Annotated in this window: 11 protein-coding genes; 9 read left to right on the plus strand and 2 right to left on the minus strand. The window is 41.0% G+C overall.

Going from position 1 to position 14,393, the window contains the following annotated elements:
• Window positions 1-1,137 (minus strand): IS110 family transposase (locus ADF68_RS04490; protein WP_049548802.1); only part of this gene is annotated, 1,137 nt, incomplete at its 3' end.
• Between the two features lie 319 nt (window positions 1,138-1,456).
• Here ADF68_RS04490 and ADF68_RS04495 point away from each other — a divergent pair.
• The 6 genes from ADF68_RS04495 (at window position 1,457) to ADF68_RS04520 (ending at window position 9,578) form a co-directional block, all read left to right on the plus strand.
• Complete coding sequence (locus ADF68_RS04495) at window positions 1,457-2,743, plus strand: homoserine dehydrogenase (protein WP_049548803.1); 1,287 nt, start codon at window positions 1,457-1,459, stop codon at window positions 2,741-2,743.
• 1 nt (window position 2,744) lies between these two features.
• Window positions 2,745-3,614, plus strand: a complete 870-nt coding sequence (gene thrB / locus ADF68_RS04500; protein WP_049548804.1) for a homoserine kinase — start codon at window positions 2,745-2,747, stop codon at window positions 3,612-3,614.
• 124 nt (window positions 3,615-3,738) lie between these two features.
• Window positions 3,739-4,677 carry a peptide-methionine (R)-S-oxide reductase MsrB gene (msrB, locus tag ADF68_RS04505; RefSeq protein ID WP_049548805.1) on the plus strand — a complete coding sequence of 313 codons (939 nt, stop codon included), beginning with the start codon at window positions 3,739-3,741 and terminating at the stop codon, window positions 4,675-4,677.
• 49 nt (window positions 4,678-4,726) lie between these two features.
• On the plus strand, window positions 4,727-6,451 hold the full coding sequence (locus tag ADF68_RS04510) for an ABC transporter ATP-binding protein (protein WP_049548806.1): 1,725 nt from the start codon (window positions 4,727-4,729) through the stop codon (window positions 6,449-6,451).
• 1 nt (window position 6,452) lies between these two features.
• Window positions 6,453-8,201 (plus strand): ABC transporter ATP-binding protein, encoded by a 1,749-nt coding sequence (locus ADF68_RS04515; protein WP_049548807.1) that lies wholly within the window; start codon window positions 6,453-6,455, stop codon window positions 8,199-8,201.
• 117 nt (window positions 8,202-8,318) lie between these two features.
• Window positions 8,319-9,578, plus strand: coding sequence for a TRZ/ATZ family protein (locus tag ADF68_RS04520; protein ID WP_049548808.1), 1,260 nt, complete (start codon window positions 8,319-8,321; stop codon window positions 9,576-9,578).
• A 340-nt stretch (window positions 9,579-9,918) separates the two neighbouring features.
• On the opposite strand, the gene ADF68_RS04525 is transcribed toward ADF68_RS04520, so the two are convergent.
• On the minus strand, window positions 9,919-11,397 hold the full coding sequence (locus ADF68_RS04525; protein WP_049548809.1) for an oligosaccharide flippase family protein: 1,479 nt from the start codon (window positions 11,395-11,397) through the stop codon (window positions 9,919-9,921).
• 124 nt (window positions 11,398-11,521) lie between these two features.
• Here ADF68_RS04525 and mecA point away from each other — a divergent pair, with 124 nt between their 5' ends.
• The 3 genes from mecA to ADF68_RS04540 form a co-directional block, all read left to right on the plus strand.
• Window positions 11,522-12,256, plus strand: coding sequence for an adaptor protein MecA (gene mecA, locus ADF68_RS04530; RefSeq protein ID WP_049548810.1), 735 nt, complete (start codon window positions 11,522-11,524; stop codon window positions 12,254-12,256).
• 513 nt (window positions 12,257-12,769) lie between these two features.
• Window positions 12,770-13,333 (plus strand): TIGR01440 family protein, encoded by a 564-nt coding sequence (locus ADF68_RS04535; protein WP_049548811.1) that lies wholly within the window; start codon window positions 12,770-12,772, stop codon window positions 13,331-13,333.
• 1 nt (window position 13,334) lies between these two features.
• On the plus strand, window positions 13,335-14,393 hold a 1,059-nt coding region (locus tag ADF68_RS04540; protein ID WP_049548812.1), incomplete at its 3' end, for a YSIRK-type signal peptide-containing protein.

The raw sequence follows: 14,393 nt of genomic DNA on the forward strand, positions 1-14,393 counted from the left end.
AATGAGACGATGTATAGAGGCAATCGTATGTGGCTTAGTTGAAGTTATCTGCGATTGTCTTTTTCGTTTCTCATAGAAATCTGCGATATGGCAAGGATTGGTATGGCTAGCTGAAGCGATATTGTGAATACATTTGTACAGAATTTTTCTTGCATAAGGATTCCCACGCTTAGTGATATGCTCTTGACCTAGGAAATCTCCTGATTCATAGTGTTTGAGATCAATACCGATAAAAGCGTTGATTTGATTAGCAGACTTAAAACGACGAATGTCTCCTAATTCACCAATAATGCTTGTAGCCGTTGTTTCTGCGATACCAGGAATAGAGAGAAGAATCTCATATTCAGGTAGAGGTTCAGCTAACGCTATCAACTGTTGTAAAACTTGTTCCCGACGGTTTGTCAACTTTATAAGTTCCTGTGCATCATATTTAACCTCTTCTACCATAGGAGAGGTTTTTGAAATGCCAGAATAAGATTGCTTCGCCAATCCAACTAACTTCTCAGTCAAGTTACCTACTCTGTTCTCTGAAATGCGTTTAGAGGTTGAGTTGCGAATAGCTTCTTTCAATTCGGCTTCTGATAGTTCCAGCACCCAATGCTTGGTTGGGAAGATGGACACGAGATTCCAATATTGCTCACCTGTAGGAGTAGATAGTAGATTCTCGATTTCTGGGAAGGCAATTTGAAGAACTTTGTGCAGCCTATTCTTCGTCCTTACGATATCCTCTGTCAGATTTTGGTAGAATCGGCTAAGATCATGCAAGTTTTGATAGACTTCTTCTTGAACATAAGTTGGCTTACGGTTTAAAACAAATTGTGACGAAGCAAGTTTCTCTGCATCGATTTTATCGGTTTTCCGGACTCGCAATCCATCAAGTTGCTTCTTAGCTTCCAAAGGATTAAGACGTGTATAGTCATAGCTATATTCTTCTAGAAAGGCCTGAAGTCGGCGAGAGTAGACGCCAGTAGCTTCAAAAACAATTTCGGGGTTGCTCACGGTCTTTAGATCCTCCAGTAGACGAGAAAATCCGATAATGTCATTAGGCATAGTATAGCCATAAACCCTTTTACCATTCACAAGAATAGCGACTTCTGAGCTTGCTTTACTCACATCAATTCCAAAAACTGTCCGCATTATGTTTACCTCTTTGTCTTGAATGATTCCTTATTTTAGTGATTTCATTTTCAATACTCGACGTCTAGCGTCCGACATACTTTGATAAAATTCCATCTAAAACAGGTGTCTTGCCAGTTTTTTGTACGACGTCTAGCGCCAAAAGAAGCTACGACTTAACAAGACACCTCTACTTTAACATAAAGAAAAAGTAGTGAGTACTCTCTCCCGTCAGAGATTTCTTCACTACTAATCTTAGTATGTTTTTAGTTCAGAATGGTAGGAATTTTCTCACAATTTTGGTATAATAGGACTATTAGAAAATATCGAGGAGACAAACATGTCAGTTAAAATTGCTTTACTTGGATTTGGTACAGTAGCCAGTGGTGTACCATTCTTGTTAAAGGAAAATGGAGAAAAAATTGTTCAAGCAGCACATTCAGAAATTGAAGTAGCCAAGGTTTTGGTCAAAGACGATCAAGAGAAAGCCCGCTTGCTTGAAGCAGGAAATGATTTTAATTTTGTAACAAATATCGATGAAATCTTGTCAGACAAAGACATCACGATCGTTGTTGAGTTGATGGGGCGTATCGAACCTGCTAAAACATTTATCACTCGTGCTTTAGAAGCAGGGAAACACGTCGTGACAGCTAACAAGGATCTTTTGGCAGTCCATGGTGCAGAATTGCTTGAGGTTGCAAAAGCTCACAATGTTGCCCTATACTACGAAGCAGCTGTTGCAGGAGGAATCCCAATCCTTCGTACCTTGGTTAACTCACTAGCATCAGACAAAATCACACGTGTTCTTGGTGTTGTGAACGGAACATCTAACTTTATGATGACCAAAATGGTAACAGAAGGCTGGTCTTATGAAGATGCTTTGGCAGAAGCCCAACGACTTGGCTTTGCTGAGAGCGACCCAACCAATGATGTTGACGGTATTGATGCAGCCTACAAGATGGTCATCCTCAGTCAGTTTGCTTTTGGGATGAATGTCAAGTTTGAAGATGTGGGTCACCAAGGAATTCGCAACATCACTCCAGAAGATGTGGCAGTAGCTCAAGAACTTGGTTATGTTGTGAAATTAGTTGGTTCTATCGAAGAAACAGCTTCTGGTATTGCTGCTGAGGTTACGCCAACCTTCCTTCCTAAGACTCACCCGCTTGCAAGTGTTAATGGTGTTATGAATGCAGTCTTTGTAGAGTCTATCGGTATCGGCGAGTCTATGTACTATGGACCAGGTGCTGGTCAAAAACCAACTGCAACAAGTGTTGTGGCTGATATTGCCCGCATCGTTCGTCGTCTGAATGATGGAACAATTGGAAAAGCCTTTAATGAATACAACCGTCCAGTAGTCTTGGCTAAGCCAGAAGATGTCAAAGCTAATTATTATTTCTCAATCTTGGCTCCAGATTCAAAAGGTCAAGTCTTGAAATTGGCTGAGCTCTTTAATGCAGAAGATATTTCCTTCAAGCAAATCCTTCAAGATGGTAAGCAAGAAGGCAAGGCTCGTGTTGTTATCATCACTCATAAAATCAACAAGGCGCAACTTGAAACTATTACAGCAGCTTTGAAGGGTGTAGCCGAGTTTGAACTTCTCAACACCTTCAAGGTTTTAGGAGACTAAGATGAAGATTATTGTACCTGCTACAAGTGCCAATGTGGGTCCTGGTTTTGACTCGGTTGGCGTAGCTGTAACTAAGTATCTAGAAATTCAGGTTTGTGAGGAACGTGAAGAATGGATGATCGAGCACCAATTAGGCAAATGGATTCCACGTGATGAACGTAATCTTTTGCTGAAGATTGCTCTACAAATTGTTCCAGACCTCCAACCTAGACGTTTGAAGATGGTCAGTGATATTCCGCTTGCGCGTGGGCTAGGTTCATCGAGCTCGGTCATCGTTGCTGGGATTGAATTAGCAAATCAATTAGGGAACCTAAAATTAACGGATCACGATAAGTTGCAATTGGCGACTAAGATTGAAGGACATCCTGATAATGTTGCACCTGCTATCTATGGAAATCTCGTAATTGCTAGTTCGGTAGAAGGTCAGGTTTCAGCAGTTGTGGCGCCTTTTCCAGAGTGTGCCTTTCTAGCCTACATTCCAAATTATGAATTGCGTACTCGAGATAGTCGTGGTGTCTTGCCCAAGAAACTTTCTTATAAAGAAGCTGTTGCAGCAAGTTCTATCGCCAATGTAGCGATTGCAGCCTTGCTGACTGGAGACATGGTCAAAGCAGGACAAGCTATTGAAAGTGATCTTTTCCATGAGCGTTACCGTCAAGATTTGGTGCGAGAATTTGCGACCATAAAAAAAGTTGCCAAGAGAAACGGTGCTTATGCGACCTACTTGTCTGGTGCTGGTCCGACTGTTATGGTCTTGGCTGATCCTGACAAGATGCCTAAAATTAAGGCTGAGCTTGAAAAGCAACCTTTCAAAGGCAAGCTTCATGATTTGCAAGTAGATACACAAGGCGCTCGCGTCGAAGAAAAATAAACAGAACAATAGGATGGGGAAACTCTCTATTAGAGGGCTTCCTGTCCTTTTTTTGAAAATGAAATATGGGATATGAAATGATTCCCAGTTTTGTCGACCGACAGAAGATCAAGGAGGATTTGAAATGGCAGAAATATATTTAGCAGGTGGTTGCTTTTGGGGCTTGGAAGAATACTTTTCACGTATTTCTGGAGTGCTGCAAACAAGTGTTGGTTATGCCAATGGTCAAGTTGAAACTACCAATTATCAATTAATCAAAGAAACAGATCACGCAGAGACAGTGCAAGTCGTCTACGATGAAAAGGTGGTATCGCTTCGTGAGATTTTACTCTATTATTTCCGAGTTATCGATCCCCTTTCTGTCAACCAACAAGGAAATGACCGTGGTCGTCAGTACCGCACAGGGATTTATTACAAAGAAGAAGCAGATCTACCAACGATCAATACAGTAGTTCGCGAACAAGAACTCCTCATCGGTCGTAAAATTGCGGTAGAAGTGGAGAAACTACGTCACTATATCTTGGCTGAAGACTATCACCAAGACTATCTCAAGAAAAATCCTGGTGGCTATTGCCACATTGATGTGAGAGATGCGGAGAAACCACTGATAGACGCTGCTAACTACGAAAAACCGAGTCAGGCAGATTTAAGAGAAAATTTGTCAGAAGAGTCTTATAGAGTTACCCAAGAGGCAGCGACGGAAGCTCCCTTTAGCAATGCTTATGACCAAACTTTTGAGGAAGGAATTTATGTCGATATCACGACTGGTGAGCCCCTCTTCTTTGCCAAGGATAAGTTTGCCTCAGGCTGTGGTTGGCCAAGCTTTAGCCGTCCTATTTCCAAGGAACTCATTCATTATTACCAGGACTTGAGTCATGGTATGGAACGTATCGAAGTTCGTTCACGTTCGGGTAATGCTCACTTGGGACATGTCTTTACAGACGGACCTCAGGAACTAGGTGGTTTACGCTATTGTATCAATTCAGCATCCGTACGATTCATTGCTAAGGATGAAATGGAAGAGGCTGGTTATGGCTACCTGCTTCCATATTTGAATAAGTAAAAAGATGGTGGTTTTTCCACCTTCTTCATTTTGGAAATAGAAGGGACACATGAAACACTTACTTTCTTACTTTAAACCTTATATAAAGGAGTCTTTCCTAGCGCCCTTGTTTAAGTTGCTAGAAGCCGTTTTTGAACTCTTGGTTCCCATGGTGATAGCTGGGATTGTCGACCAATCTATCCCCCAAAAAGATCAGGGTCACCTCTGGATGCAAATGGGTTTCCTCTTTGTTTTTGCGGTTATCGGCGTTTTGGTAGCCTTAGTTGCTCAGTTTTACTCAGCCAAGGCAGCAGTAGGATTTGCCAAGGAGTTGACCAATGACCTCTATCGTCATATTCTTTCCTTGCCCAAGGATAGTAGAGACCGTTTAACGACCTCGAGTTTGGTGACGCGTTTGACTTCAGATACCTATCAGATTCAGACAGGGATCAATCAATTTTTACGCCTATTTTTAAGGGCTCCCATTATCGTCTTTGGAGCTATATTTATGGCCTATCGTCTCTCGCCTGAATTGACCTTCTGGTTTTTGGTCATGGTTGCCATTTTGTCCTTTGTCATTGTCGTGTTATCACGCTTGGTCAATCCTCTCTATAGTATTTTGAGAAAGAAAACAGACCAGCTGGTTCAGGAAACACGCCAACAGATACAAGGGATGCGCGTGATTCGTGCCTTTGGCCAAGAAAAACGAGAAATCGAGAACTTCCAAGTACTCAATCAAGTCTATACAGCTATCCAAATGAAAACAGGCTACTGGTCAACTCTCTTGACCCCCTTGACCTATTTGATCGTTAATGGAACTTTGCTGGTGATTATCTGGAATGGTTATATTTCTATCCAGGGAGGCTGGCTCAGTCAAGGTGCCTTGATTGCTTTAATCAACTACCTCCTGCAAATATTGGTAGAGTTGATAAAACTAGCCATGCTCATTAATTCACTCAACCAGTCCTATATTTCTGCCAAGCGGATTGAAGAAGTCTTTGCTGAAGAACCTGAAGATATTCATTCTGAGATTCAAGTGGGAAAAGTGTCTGGGAATCAAGTTTTACATGTTCATCACTTGAGCTTTACCTACCCAGATGCTGCTCAACCATCCTTGCGAAATCTTTCTTTTGCTATGCAACAAGGACAAATTCTTGGAATCATCGGGGGGACTGGTTCTGGTAAGTCAAGTTTGGTACAGGTCCTACTTGGCCTTTATACGGCAGATAAGGGAAGCATTTCCCTTTATCGAGATGGACGTAGTCCTCGCAATCTTTCTGAATGGCGTTCCTGGATGGCTTATGTTTCTCAAAAGGTTGAACTCTTTAAGGGAACCATTCGTTCTAACTTGACTCTGGGTATGGAAGAAACAGTCTCTGACCAAGAACTCTGGCAGGCTTTAAAAATTGCCCAAGCCAAGGATTTTGTCAGTGATAAGGAAGGGCAGCTGGACGCAGAGGTCCAAGCAGGTGGTCGTAATTTCTCAGGTGGGCAAAAGCAACGTTTATCGATTGCCCGGGCAGTCTTGCGTCGAGCACCATTCCTCATCTTGGATGATGCGACTTCGGCTCTTGATACCATTACTGAGTCCAATCTTCTGAAGGCTGTTCAAGATAAGCTACCAAACACCAGCTTGATCTTGATTTCCCAACGGACTTCGACTTTGAAGATTGCTGATCAAATTCTCCTTTTAGAGAAAGGGGAGCAATTAGCGCTTGGAAATCATGAGGAATTGATGGAGACTAGCCAAGTCTATCGTGAAATCAATGCATCCCAACATGGAAAGGAGGACTAGAATGAAAGGCAAACATGCAAGTCAAACCCTTAAACGATTAGCAAAAGATTTAGCTGGCCATCCCGTCCTTCTTTTCCTGGCTTTCTTGGGTACCATTGCTCAGGTAGCCCTATCAATCTATCTGCCAATCTTGATTGGACAGGTGATTGACCAAGTCCTAGTCAATGGTTCAACTCAAGCATTTTGGCAGATTTTCCTCCAGATGATTTTGGTGGTCATTGGGAATACGCTGGTACAATGGGCCAATCCTCTCCTCTATAATCGAGTGATTTTCTCCTATACTAAAGATTTGCGCGAAAAAATCATTGAAAAGCTCCATCGACTTCCGATTGCCCTGGTAGATAGACAAGGTAGTGGGGAAATGGTCAGCCGTGTAACGACAGATATCGAGCAGTTGGCAGCGGGTATGAATATGATTTTCAACCAATTTTTTATAGGAGTTTTGATGATTTTGGTCAGCATCCTTGCTATGCTCCAAATCCATCTATTGATGACTCTCTTGGTTCTGCTCTTAACACCTCTATCTATGGTCATTTCACGCTTTATCGCTAAGAAATCCTACCATCTCTTTCAAAAGCAGACAGAGACTAGGGGGATTCAGACTCAGTTGATAGAAGAATCGCTCACCCAACAGAACATTATCCAGTCCTTCAATGCTCAGGAAGAATTTATCGAGAGACTTCATGAGGCAAATGACAACTACGCAGGTTATTCTCAGTCGGCTATCTTTTATTCATCGACAGTCAATCCTTCCACCCGTTTTGTCAATGCCCTTATTTATGCACTACTAGCTGGTGTTGGAGCCTTGCGCATCATGGCGGGTTCTACTTTGACGGTTGGGCGTTTAGTGACCTTTTTGAACTATGTGCAGCAGTATACCAAGCCTTTTAACGATATTTCATCAGTCTTAGCCGAGTTGCAAAGCGCCTTAGCTTGTGCAGAACGTGTTTATGCTGTTCTAAAAAGTCCAGAGGTTACAGAGACTGGTCTTAAAGAATTGAACAGCGACCAAGTCAAGGGAGCTATTTCCTTTAAACATGTTTCTTTTGGTTACAATCCTGAAAAGATCTTGATTAAGGACTTATCTATCGATATCCCAGCTGGTAGTAAGGTTGCCATCGTTGGACCAACAGGTGCTGGTAAATCTACCCTTATCAATCTCCTCATGCGTTTTTACCCGATTAACTCAGGGGATATTTTGCTAGACGGTCATTCCATTTATGACTATACTAGAGCATCCTTGAGGCAACAATTTGGGATGGTGCTTCAAGAAACGTGGCTCAAGCAGGGAACCATTCATGACAATATTGCCTTTGGCAATCCTGATGCTAGCCGAGAGCAGGTCATTGCAGCAACCAAGTCAGCAAATGCGGATTTCTTTATCCAACAATTGCCACAGGGTTATGATACCAAGCTTGAAAATGCAGGTGAATCCTTGTCTGTAGGTCAGGCTCAGCTCTTAACCATTGCCCGTGTCTTTCTAGCCATTCCTAAGATTCTTATCTTAGATGAAGCGACTTCATCCATCGATACCCGAACAGAGGTCTTGGTTCAGGATGCCTTTGCCAAACTCATGAAGGGGCGGACAAGCTTCATCATTGCCCACCGTTTATCGACCATTCAAGATGCTGATTTGATTCTTGTCTTGGTCGATGGAGATATTGTCGAATATGGCAATCATCAGGAACTCATGGCGAGAAAAGGCAAATACTATCAAATGCAAGAAGCAGCGGCTTTTAGTCCAGAATAGACTTTACCTAGTTTCTTAAGCAAATACAAAGTAAAAGTTGCCTTCGGGTGACTTTTTTGTTACAATAGCTAGAAAAATTATCCAGTATGAATACTTATATAGAAAAGGAGCCTAGGGATGAAAGTCTTTCAGCATGTAAATATCGTGACTTGTGACCAAGATTTCCACGTCTATTTGGATGGTATCTTGGCTCTTGAAAATTCTCAAATCGTCTATGTCGGTCAGGAAAATCAAGAGATTCTTAAACAAGCAGATCAAATCATAGACTGTCAGGGTGCCTGGATTATGCCTGGCTTGGTTAACTGCCATACTCACTCTGCCATGACAGGCTTGAGAGGCATTTGTGATGATAGCAATCTCCACGAATGGCTAGAGGACTATATTTGGCCGGCAGAAGCAGAGTTCACACCAGATATGACCACAAAGGCTGTCAAAGAGGCGCTAACAGAGATGCTCCAATCAGGAACGACAACTTTCAATGATATGTATAATCCCAATGGTGTGGAGATAGAGAAGATTTATGAAGCGGTCAAGGCCTCCAAGATGCGTTGCTATTTTTCTCCAACCCTCTTTTCTTCAGATGTGGAGATGACTGATGAGACTATAGCAAGAACACGGGCTGTTATCGAGACAATCAAAGGATATCGGGATCCCAATTTCAAGGTCATGGTGGCCCCTCATTCGCCCTACAGTTGTAGTCGAGAATTGTTAGAAGCTAGCTTGAACCTAGCAAAAGAAGAAGATATTCCACTCCATATCCACGTTGCAGAAACAAAAGAAGAGTCAGGGATTATCCTGAAACGTTATGGTAAACGTCCAATAGCCTTTCTAGATGAACTTGGGTATTTAGATCATCAGGCTGTATTTGCTCACGGTGTGGAGTTAAATGAAGCAGAGATTGCCCGCTTGGCAGATTCGAAAGTCGCTATCGCCCACAATCCTATCAGCAACCTTAAACTAGCCTCAGGGATTGCCCCAGTCATCCAACTTCAAAAAGCAGGAGTGCCAGTCGGTATTGCGACTGACTCAGTTGCTTCTAACAATAACCTGGATATGTTTGAGGAAGGGCGGACTGCAGCACTCTTGCAGAAGATGAAGAGTGGTGATGCCAGCCAATTTCCAATCGAAACTGTCCTCAAGGCCCTGACGATCGAGGGTGCTAAGGTGTTGGGAATGGAAGATGAGATTGGTAGTTTGGAAATCGGCAAGCAAGCTGATTTTCTCGTTATTCAACCCCAAGGCAAAATCCATCTCCAACCTCAAGAAAACATGCTTTCTCACTTAGTTTATGCTGTCAAATCCAGTGATGTTGACGATGTATACATCGCAGGTGAGCAAGTTGTGAGAGCTGGGAAGGTACTAACAGTAGATTTGTAAGTGATACTCTTTCTAATTTTTTAAAGCTAGGTCGGTGTTGTCTTGACCTAGTTTAGTATAACGTGTTCATTGAGTGAGTATTTATTGTCCATGATGCTCTTGGATGCATAGAAAAGAGAGTGGGACAGAAATCGGTAATTCGTTAGAATTCGATTTCGTAGTCCCACCTCCGCACAGTTGAGTAGGGCTGTAAAAGCTGATGAAATCAGCGTAGTAGAGCCCACTCAACCACTGCGTCTTGCTCGACAATCCAAAGACAATTGAGAGGCTAGGACTTTTGTCCCAGCCTCTTTTGTTGTATCATATTTAATTTGAATATTTTTGAGAAGGATAAAGACCTCTATCCTCTTTTAATCTTAGAACGAACTAAGTCAAGCGCATAATGAAGTGTTTTATCTTTGATAATAAAGAGTGTGATAGCGTAATAGATGCCACAAGCTGCGATTGTAGAAAGAACCATGCTAATCATCTTCATCGTAACTTCATAGCTATGAACTTGGAAGAGGGTTTTAAAAACATAATAAATTGGGATGAAACCAAGTGACACGATTGTGTAGCGAGCCAGAGTTGTAAAAATTTCTCTCAAATCCAATAGTTTGTGCTTCTGAATAAAGCTAATTTCTAGCAGTACCACGATTGATTCAGCTATAATGGTTGTTCCAATGTAGTATTCAGGACTAAAGATATTATTGAAAAGGAGTAGTGAGTTTAGGACTACATTGACACCGCCACCGATAAAGTAGAAAGCAGTCAAACGATTTTCATGGTCATTAATAAAGATAATCTGTTTTCCAAGGATTAATTCGATAGCCCAGATAATGGTACGAAAGGCAAAGATACTCGTTACGATTCCTGCTTCTAGATATTTCTCAGAAGAGTAGATAACTGTAGCATAGGTTCCCAAAACCATAATACCAATACTGGTAGGAACCATGAGGAAGTAAAAGAGGGATGCGCCCTGATTGACCAAATTTTTATAAGAAGTAAAATCTTTTTTTCCTAGATAATAACCAAGTCGTGGGATGCTGACGTTGATAGCTCCACTAAGGACACTAGCAATCAGCATAACGATACTGGAGGCAATGGTGTAGTAGGAGATAAAATTCTCATCAGGTCCTTTAGTTATGAACATACGGTCTAGCAAGGTATAGAGCATATTAGCATTTGCTAGAAGGAGCATGGTTAAGAGAGGTTTAGATGACTTGAGAAGTTCGATGAACTCAATCTTGACAAAGGAGACCTCTCGTTTAATCCAGAGGAAGCTGAGCAGATAGTTGATGATAGTTGTTGCACTCATGATTGTGGCATAAGGGACGATATCATCAGGTGTCTTAACGAAGGCAAAGATAGCCACTAACATTCCAATACGAATCACTAGTGTTTTATAAAGGATAAAAGAATAGTTCTCGTAGGCTTCATTCATCCACTCGATATTCAGAAATTGGAAGAGAGCTTGGATTCCAAGGATATAGTAAAGGATTTTCAGATTGACAATACTAGTATCAAAATGAATAAAGAGGAAATAGATAGCTGTTGTCAGAATTGAAGTAATGACTGAGATATAGAACAACTTAGAAAAGACATAATTGATCTTATTCTTATCATCCTTAACCTTACTGATAGCTCGAATCCCATAATTATAAATCCCAAAGGCGGCGAGTGGAATGACAAAGCTCGCCCAAGTATTGGCAGTGTTGAAGTAACCGTAATTGGATTTACTAAGAATCCGCGTTAGATAGGGATTAGTAATCAAAGGAAAAACGATATTTAAGATATTGACCAGCAAGCTAGCCAAAGCATTAACTTTTATATTTTTCATGAAACTTTCTTTCTTACATTCTAAAATAGATACTAGTATTATATCACATTCCAACGCCATTCTTTTGATAAAATCTGTGAAATCTTGTATAATAGATAGAACTGAAAGTATGAGGTTATGAACTATGAAAATGAAACAAATCAGTGATACGACATTAAAGATCACCATGTCTTTAGAGGATTTGATGGATCGAGGGATGGAAATCGCAGACTTTCTCGTTCCACAAGAGAAAACAGAAGAATTTTTCTACGCAATTTTGGATGAACTAGAAATGCCAGACAGTTTCTTGGACACAGGTATGCTTAGCTTCCGAGTGACTCCAAAGCCTGACAAGGTTGATGTCTTTGTAACTAAGTCAAAGATTGATCAGAATTTGGACTTTGAAGATTTGGCAGATCTTCCTGATATGGATGAGTTAGCTAAAATGTCTCCAGATGAGTTTTTGAAAACCTTGGAGAAAACTATGGCAGAAAAAACTAAAGACGATATTGAAGCCATTCAATCTTTAGAACAGGTTGAAAAGGAAGAGGAAGCAGCGCTTGATGAAGCCCTCGAAGAAGAAGGAAAAAGAGAACCTTATATCTACTACATCCTACGCTTTGACAACTTAACTAGTTTGGTTTCTTTTGCCAAAACAGTTACTTATCAAATGGAGACTTCAGAGCTTTATAAGATGAACGACCAATACTATCTAACAGTCTTGGTTGATGTAGAAGATTATCCAAGTCTTTATCCAGCTTGGTTATTGGCTCGTATGCGGGAATTTGCTGATGATAGTGATATCAGCCGTTCGGTTCTACAAGAATATGGTCAAGTGCTCATCAATCATGATGCGGTTCAAGGACTCCAAAAAGTTTAATAGAGAAAAAGACAGGGAAGGAGATCTTCTCTGTTTTTGTTGTAAATTTTAGATTTTTGAAAAATTGGATTCAGTTTGTATTTAAAAATCTGCCATAGTATAATTCGAGAGTGAAATTAAAGGTTATGCATCATTTCATGAAAGTTTTCTGATATGATTAAAGATTAATACAAGGTAGAAAAAAAGTCCAAAAAATTAAACAAAGTAGTAGCTTTAATGGAAGAAATGGGGTAGAATGATAGAAGTTGCTTTTCGGTAGTTTAGAATCGAATCAACTGACAAATCTTTTAGGTGTAAATGTTGTTACAGCAACGATTTTACTAAACTATTATATTTTTTTTGTTTTCAAAGTATAATTTTAGTTTATATTTGAAAATAGATAAAATTTGAATCAGTTTTTGAAAAGAGCCCTCATATAGTTTTTGAGTCCTAGCAAATGGACCCCTATCTTTTCCAACCTTGCTAAAATTGATGAAAAACGATATGATAGAATGAAAAAAAGCGAGGTGAAATATGGACCAAAGACGGATTCAAATAGAAACACAGCAGATTCTTGAAGATGTACTAGACAAGGCTTCTTTACAGGAGGGAGCACTATTTGTCTTGGGTTTGTCTTCGAGTGAAGTGCTGGGAGGACACATCGGAAAAGATTCGAGTCAGGAGATTGGTGAGCTAATCGTCAAGACAATGTTGGAGCTGTTGACGGCTAAGGGGATTCACCTAGCTGTTCAAGGTTGTGAACATGTCAATCGCGCTCTAGTTGTTGAACGAGAAGTGGCTATAAAATATCAGTTGGAGATTGTAAGTGTACTCCCGACCTTGCATGCAGGAGGTTCTGGTCAATTGGCCGCCTTTCGCTATATGAAGGATCCTGTGGAGGTCGAATTTATTAGAGCAGATGCTGGTTTGGACATCGGAGATACTGCTATTGGGATGCATATCAAACATGTTCAGGTACCCATTCGACCAGTCCTAAGAGAGATTGGTCATGCTCATGTAACGGCACTTGCAAGCCGACCAAAACTCATTGGAGGAGCGCGTGCTCAATATCCAATAGATCACATTAGAAAGATTTAAAATGAAAAACAGAAAAATGCAGTTTGATAAAGTCATCAAATACTCTATTCGGAAGTTCTCAGTTGGTGTAGGTTCTGCAGTTATCGGGACATTTCTTTTGGGAGCGAACAACTTTTTAGTTGAAACTGTTGCAGCTAACGAAGTAGCGACACCTAGCCAAGTTCATTACCGTTATTTGGCTGAACAGGAATTGACAGAAGCAGAAAAAGCTTTGATCCATCGCGAACTCCCTTCAGATTTAAAACAAGATGATGTTGTCTATCTTGTTTACAGAAAGAAGGAAGTGAATTCTCAACAATTGCCTAACACTGGAAGCAAGGAGTTGGCATTGGCAACTCTCGGTTTTGCAACAGCGTCTATGGTTGTCGTTGTGATGTCTAAAAAACACCGCAATAAAATGTTGGGTATTCTCTTTATTGGAGCTCTAGGTGGTAGTTACTTTATCCCTCAGTCAGCTCAAGCATTTGAGAATAAAATCTTAGTGTCCTACAACCAAACGATTGCTGCAAGTAGTCAAGAGGACTTAGCCAAAGGTGTCATTCAGATCGAAGGATACGAATACGTAGGTTACTTTAAAGCATCAGATTTCCAAGAACAACCAGAACAAATTGCTACTGCTAAGGGAACGCAAGAAGCAGGCCATGAAGGTGAATCTCTGATTCAACCAGAATTGCCAGCTTACACAGGTGAGATTAGTACTAAAGGAACGCAAGAAACAGGCCATGAAGGTGAATCTCTGGTTCAGCCAGAAAACCCAGCTTACACAGGTGAGATTAGTGCTAAAGGAACTCAAGAAAAAGGTCACGAAGGTGAGTCTTTAGTTCAGCCAGAATTGCCAGCTTATAAAGGTGAGATCAGTGCTAAAGGCACGCAAGAATCAGGCCACGAAGGCGAAGCTTTGGTTCAACCAGAATTGCCAGCTTACACAGGTGAGATTAGTACTAAAGGAACTCAAGAAGAGGGCCACCAAGGCGAAGCTTTAGTTCAGCCAGAAAACCCAGCCTACACAGGTGAGATTAGTGCTAAAGGAACTCAAGAAAAAGGTCACGAAGGTGAGTCT

The organism is Streptococcus pseudopneumoniae, assembly GCF_001068775.1.
In the GTDB taxonomy this organism is placed as follows: Bacteria; Bacillota; Bacilli; order Lactobacillales; family Streptococcaceae; genus Streptococcus; species Streptococcus pseudopneumoniae_N.